This window comes from Nitratifractor sp., from assembly GCF_015487065.1.
Lineage (GTDB): Bacteria > Campylobacterota > Campylobacteria > Campylobacterales > Sulfurovaceae > Nitratifractor.
Genome location: NZ_WFQN01000083.1, coordinates 1 through 6,794 on the forward strand (window position 1 = coordinate 1; position 6,794 = coordinate 6,794).

The 6,794-nt window shown below is 54.4% G+C and carries 6 protein-coding genes; all 6 read left to right on the forward strand.

What is annotated here, in order from left to right; all coding sequences use genetic code 11:
- Positions 1–122 precede the first annotated feature (122 nt).
- A complete protein-coding gene (locus tag F8I07_RS04330; RefSeq protein WP_292656192.1) occupies positions 123–1,379 on the forward strand; it encodes a SufD family Fe-S cluster assembly protein in 1,257 nt (418 codons plus the stop codon).
- A gap of 115 nt (positions 1,380–1,494) precedes the next feature.
- On the forward strand, positions 1,495–1,920 hold the full coding sequence (locus F8I07_RS04335) for a SufE family protein (protein WP_292656195.1): 426 nt from the start codon (positions 1,495–1,497) through the stop codon (positions 1,918–1,920).
- Positions 1,917–2,270, forward strand: a complete 354-nt coding sequence (locus F8I07_RS04340; RefSeq protein WP_292656197.1) for an iron-sulfur cluster assembly protein — start codon at positions 1,917–1,919, stop codon at positions 2,268–2,270. The genes F8I07_RS04335 and F8I07_RS04340 overlap by 4 nt, the downstream gene beginning before the upstream one ends.
- 82 nt (positions 2,271–2,352) lie before the next feature.
- Positions 2,353–3,288, forward strand: coding sequence for a ribose-phosphate pyrophosphokinase (locus F8I07_RS04345; RefSeq protein ID WP_292656199.1), 936 nt, complete (start codon positions 2,353–2,355; stop codon positions 3,286–3,288).
- Between the two features lie 214 nt (positions 3,289–3,502).
- The gene (locus F8I07_RS04350) at positions 3,503–5,722 is read left to right on the forward strand and encodes an EAL domain-containing protein (RefSeq protein ID WP_292656201.1); all 2,220 of its coding nucleotides are present in this window, start codon (positions 3,503–3,505) and stop codon (positions 5,720–5,722) included.
- Positions 5,723–5,808: 86 nt separating this feature from the next.
- Positions 5,809–6,794, forward strand: a 986-nt coding sequence (locus F8I07_RS04355; RefSeq protein WP_292656203.1) for a GTP-binding protein, incomplete at its 3' end; no start/stop codon positions are given.

Sequence of the window (6,794 nt, forward strand, 5' to 3'; positions counted from 1 at the left end):
CTCGACTACATCGAGCCCGATTATATCCATGTTCTCAAGGACGGGAAGATCATCAAAACTGCCGGCCCCGAGCTGGTCGCCGAGCTCGAGGAGAAGGGTTACGGCGCCATCGAGGAGGCGTGATGAGACCGATGCTGCTGGGGGAGATGACCCCCGAGACCCTGATGGAGGAGCTGGGCACGGCCTCGTCGAAGGTGCTGGCCGCCAGACGCCTGGCGCAGCTGGGCATGCCCACCCGCAAAAGCGAAGCCTACCGCTATTTCGATATCGAGCCGTTAATGGCGCAGGACTGGGAGATTCTCCGGAGCGAAACGCCTGCGGAGATCGCTGAGAGCGAGGGGCAGATCGTCATCACCGATGGACGGGTGACGGCTCTGCCCAAAGGGGTGGAGGTCCAGGTGGGATGCAGCGATGCCATTGACCTGGACGGAGAGCATTTCGATCCGCTCTACTACCTGGGACATTTGATGAGCGACGAAGTGATCTCGATCCGTTTCAAAAAGGATGCGAAAGTAGCGTTGGTGCACCGATTCACCCAAGCGGGGAAACTCCTGGCTTACCGGACGGCGATCTATCTGGATGCCAACACCCATGTTCAGATCGACGAACGTTTCGAAGGAGAGCAGGCCTGCGGCGCATTGATCCTCAGCGGCAGTGACGTTTTCATCTCCCGGGATGCCACCCTGACGCTGATCAAGGATGAGACGCTGAAAGAGGGGGACTACACCCCTATCTTCTCCCACCGGATCAAAGTGGATTTTCAGGCACTCTGCCGGCTGCACAGCTTCGACTTCGGCGCCGGAAGCGGTCTGCAACTGATCCGGGTAGAGCTGCACGAACACGCCCGGATCGATGCCGACCATCTGCTCTATGCTACCGATCACGCCCGTCGGGGCACTGTGAGCCAGATCGTACACATCGGTCAGAGTTCCGTCAGTAACCAACGGGCCAAAAATATCCTGGCGGAAAAAGCCCGAGGCATCTTCGATGCGTTGATCAAGGTGGAGCATACCGGCAAATATACCAAAGCCCACCAGAACTCCAAGGCGATCCTGCTCAATGACGGCGCCTACATGGCCAGCAAACCTCAGCTGGAGATCTATATCGACGATCTGGAAGCGAGCCACGGCTCCACCACCGGCCAGCTCGACGAAGCCCAGCTCTTCTATCTCCGCAGTCGGGGGATCACCAAAGAGGAGGCGCGCAAGATGCTGATCCTGGCCTTCGCCAACGAACTGATCGACGCCCTGGAAGATGAAGTGATGCGCGAGCGGCTCCACGCCAGTTTCGAAACCGCCTACTGGGGGATGACCAGTGTCACCTGCATGGAGACCTGCCACGGATGCGAGGATTTGGCTGCGGGGACCGCAGCTAAATAGTTAATAGTTAATAATTAATAGTGAATAGTTTCGGTTGGCGTTGCTTCGCAACGCTATCGTTTTATTACTAGTTACTAGTTTCTAGTTACTAGTTTCTTTTTTTTAAGGAACAGTCGTGTCTACAATCAAAGAAGTTCTGCAACGTTACAAAGAGGATTTCGATCTCTTCGAGACTCCCGACGAGAAATTCGAATACATTTTCGATCTGGGGAAGAAGCATACGACACTGCCCGAAGAGGAGAAGAACGACGCCACCTTCATCGAAGGGTGCGCTTCGCCTGCCTGGCTGGTAGGGGAGTGCCGGGACGGCAAACTGATCCTCCGGGGGGAGGGGAGCAGCGAGATGGCCAAAGGAATGCTGACACTGCTGCTGGATATCTTCAGTGACAAAAGCCCCGATGAGATTCTGAATTTCAATCCCGAAGAGCTGAAGCAGCTGGGAATCGTCGAGCACCTCTCCCCGGTGCGGCAGCAGAGTATGGAAGCCTTTTTGAAAAAGGTTTACGATTATGCCAAAGAGTGCAAGGAGAAGAACGCATGAGCAAAGATCCCCGAGACGTCACTCCTGAAGCGTCCGAAAAGCGAATGATCGAAGAGCTGCAGAAGATCTACGATCCGGAGATCCCCGTCGATATCTACAACCTGGGCCTGATCTACGATGTCAAGTGTGAAAAGGATCCCGAAACACGGCTCAACCGCTGCAAGGTGGTCATGACCCTCACCTCGGCCACCTGTTCCATGTCGGAGATCCTGGTCGACCTGGTCCGTACCATTCCTTCCCGGGTGGAGGATCACTCCATCGAAGAGGTGGACGTGGAACTGGTCTTCGATCCCCCCTGGGACCAGTCGAAGATGAGCGACGAAGCGAAACTGCAGCTGGGGTTGCTTTGAGTGTCTGAAAAATCCCCCTTTTAACAACCCTAGAGTAAAATATATCCATCAAAATCCACTAACGTAACAAGGGATCGACTTCATGAGTAACTATATGCTCTTTTCCGGGACCGCCAACCCTCAGCTGAGCCAGGCCATCGCCGACTATCTGGAGATGCCTCTCTCCGGCGCCACCATCAATCGTTTCTCCGACGGAGAGATCAACGTACAGATCGCCGAGAGCGTCCGGGGCAAGGATGTCTTTATCATCCAGCCCACCTGTGCTCCCGCCAACGCCAATTTGATGGAGCTGTTGATCATGACCGACGCGTTGAAGCGTTCGTCGGCCAAATCGATCACGGCGGTGGTTCCCTATTACGGCTATGCCCGCCAGGATCGCAAAGCGGCCCCCCGGGTCCCCATCTCCGCCAAGCTGGTGGCGGATATGATGGAGACGGCCGGGATCACCCGGGTCGTCACCGTGGATCTGCATGCCTCCCAGATCCAGGGCTTTTTCAATATTCCCGTCGACAACCTCTACGGAGCGATTCTCTTCATTGACTATATCAAATCGAAAAACTTTGCCAATCCGATCATCGCTTCTCCCGATATCGGCGGGGTGGCCCGGGCCCGCTATTTCGCCAGCCGGCTGGGGCTCGATATGGTGATCGTGGACAAGCGGCGGGAAAAGGCCAACGTCGCGGAAGTGATGAACGTCATCGGTGAGGTCGAGGGCAAAGACGTGATCCTCATCGACGACATGGTCGATACCGCCGGGACCATGGTCAAAGGGGCCGCCGCTCTCAAAGAGCTGGGGGCCAACAGTGTCATGGCCTGTTGTACCCACCCGGTCCTCTCCGGTCCCGCCATCGATCGGATCCGCGAAGGAGCCCTGGATGAGCTGGTGGTCTCCGATACGATCCCCATCGCCGAAGGATGCGAAAAGATCAAAGTCCTCTCTACCGCCAACATGCTGGGCGAAGTAATCCGTCGAGTCCAAAACAACGAAAGCGTCAACTCTCTCTTTATGACCAATTGAGTCCATGGGGAGAGCCACTCCCGTCTTCTTCTTTTTTCACCTCACAAACGGTCTTATTGACATATCTCAACGTTTCGATATTATTTTAAATAATTTATTCGTCAGGTAATCAATGCCGGGAGAAAGCAAGGTGTGCAGCTTGTTAGGATGAAGACCGAAAAAAAGGTTGGATCATAGCCGCGGCTGTTTTTGAGAGTGAGTTGGGGAGTGTGAAATGCATCGGCTGCTGGAAAAAATATTACAGGAGAGTGGACTCGATATCAATACGGTTCCTGCGAAGGAGGATTGGAAAGTTTTTCTGGAGCGGCTGGACCGAATTCTGGCAACCGAGGAGAATGATCCGAATTTTTCCGGGCCTGTCCACCATGATTCTTTTCAAACGCACCAAGCACTTCTGGAGATATCCCAGGCGCGGTTTCAGCAGCGGATCGCAGCGCTGACAAGCGTCATTCCCGATCTAATTGTCTATGTGGATGAAGAGGGGAAATACCTCGATATTATCTCCCAGGGAAGTGAGGATATGCTCTACCGTCCCAAAGAGGAGATCATCGGCCATACCATGGAGGAGATTTTTCCTCCGGAGTATGCCTCCTTGTTTTTGCAAGCCACGCTTCAGGCGATCAACACCCGTCAACTTACCGTCATTACCTATGATATGCCGGGGCGCTCCGGGAAACGCTTTTATGAAGCGCGAATCATGCCGACGCATGTCAAAGAGAACGGCAAACGTACCTCTATCGCTATCGTCCGTGATATGACGGCGGAGAAAAAATCCATTGAGTATTTCAATCTCCTCAAAAAGATTTTCCATGATGCCACGGAGGGGATTCTGATTATCTCTTCGGATAATCAATACCTGGAGGTCAATGACGCCTTTTGCCGGATGTTGGAGATCGATAGAGAGGATCTTCCCGGAAGCAAACTGAACGACTATGCAGATTTTTTTGACCGGGAAACGATGGAGAGGATCAGTCGAAGAATGGAAGCGGAGAACTTCTTCAGCGGAGAGGTGAAGATCCTCAAACCTGACGGATCGGAGTTGCCGGCCTGGCTCACTATCGATACAGTGTTCAGTGACGAGGGAGAGACGACCTATCGTGTCGCGATGCTCACCGATATCTCCGAACTCAAGAAGTCACGGGAGCAGCTCCATTTTACCGCGACTCACGATCTGCTCACCGAACTTCCCAACCGTAGACTGCTTTTTCAGCGTCTCGAAGAGACCCTGGTTCGATGCCGGGATCAAGGAAGAAGCGGGGCGCTGCTTTTGATCGATCTAGACGATTTCAAAGAGATCAACGATACTGCCGGACACAGTGCGGGAGATCGGGTGTTGCAGGAGTGTGTCTCTCGGATTCGGCAGTCTCTCGGCAGGGACGATCTCTTCGGACGCCTCGGCGGTGACGAGTTCTTGCTGATTCTCGAGGATGACGAAGACAAAGATCTTCCCCTCAAAACCGCCGAAAAGATTATCGAAGTGTTTCAACGCCCCTTTCAGATCGGTGACGAACTTTTGGATGTGGGAGCGAGTATCGGGATCGCCTGTTTCCCGGAGGATAGCACCGAGTCGGGAGAGTTGATCCAATATGCCGATATGGCAATCACCCATGCCAAACAAAACGGTGGCAAACGTATCACGCGCTACTCCCATACCTTCGATGAAGATCTTAAACGATTCTATCGTATAGAGCGTGCCTTGAAAGAGGCTCTCTCTACCGGAGGGTTTTATCTGAATTATCAACCGCAGGTTGATATTACCACCGGAGAGGTGAAGGGATTCGAAGCGTTACTGCGTATCCGGGAGACGGAGTGCGGTCCGCTCTCACCGGCGGAATTCATCCCGGTGGCGGAAGAGAGTGAATTGATTATCACAATCGGATATTGGGTCTTTGACGAGGTGTGCCGGCAGATCGTCGAATGGAAAAAGCAGGGGGTGACTCCCCCGGTAATCGGCGTCAACCTTTCTCGCCGGCAATTGATGGAAGAGGGGTTTTGTGACGAGATTCGCCGGAGAGTGTCTCATTACGATATCTCCCCCTCTTCGATAGAGTTCGAGATCACCGAAACGACCTTTATGCATTCACGTCAGCAGGGATATCAGGTCATCGATACGCTGCAAAAGATGGGCTTTCGGCCCTCCATTGACGATTTCGGTACCGGTTACTCCTCCCTGGCCAATCTCAAACAGTTTACCGTCAACAAACTCAAAATCGACCGTTCTTTCGTCTCCGATATGTGTTCCAACGAATCTGATCGCGCCATCATACAGGCCACCATCGCTCTGGCCAAAGCCTTTGATCTCCATACCATCGCTGAAGGTGTCGAGAGTGCGGAGCAACTTCGTCTTCTCAAGGAGATGGAGTGTGATGAAATCCAAGGATTCTATTTCAGTCCGCCCAAAAATCCGGAGGAGGCGATAGCCTTTTTGGGTTAAAGGGCTGAAAAGAAGATAGAGAACCGTTCATCCTTTTTCGATAAAATACCTCTCCAAAGATTCCCTGCACCCCAAAAGGAGCGCCCTTGGCCGCCAAAGTGCCTCAGTCCCATATCCGAAACTTCTCCATCATCGCTCATATCGACCACGGCAAATCGACCCTGGCCGACCGGATCATCCAGGAGTGCGGTGCCGTCAGCGACCGGGAGATGAGCGCGCAGCTCATGGACACCATGGATATCGAAAAAGAGCGTGGAATCACCATCAAGGCCCAGTCGGTCCGTCTCGATTATGTCAAAGACGGTGAGCACTACGTCCTCAACCTTATCGACACCCCGGGTCACGTCGATTTCTCCTACGAAGTGAGTCGCTCTCTCGCCTCCTGCGAAGGGGCGCTGCTGGTGGTGGATGCCGCCCAGGGAGTCGAGGCGCAGACCATCGCCAACGTCTACATCGCCATCGAAAACGATCTGGAGCTGATCCCCGTCGTCAACAAGATCGACCTCCCCGCCGCCGATCCCGACCGGGTCTTGACGGAGTTGGAGGAGGCGATCGGGATCGACGCCACCGAGCACGCTTTGGTCTCCGCCAAGACCGGGCAGGGGGTCAAAGAGCTCATCGACATGATCGTGGAGAAGATCCCCGCCCCTGCCGGCGATGAAGCGGCACCCGCCAAAGCCCTGATCTACGACAGCTGGTTCGACAACTACCTGGGAGCCTTGGCTCTGGTGCGCGTTTTCGAAGGGAAGATCGAGAAGGGGCAGAAGGTACAGATCATGGGAACGGCCGAGGAACACCAGGTCCTGGATCTGATGTATCCCCATCCCATCAAGCCGATCAAAACACCGGAACTCTCCGCGGGAGAGGTGGGGATCGTCGTTACCGGCCTCAAGACGGTCGAAGCCCTCCAGGTGGGGGATACCATCACCGACGCCAAACACCCCACCGCCGAGCCCATCGGAGGCTTCGAACCTGCCAAACCTTTCGTCTTTGCCGGGATCTACCCCATCGAGACCGACAAGTTCGAGGATCTGCGCGACGCACTGAACAAGCTCAAGCTCAACGACGCGGC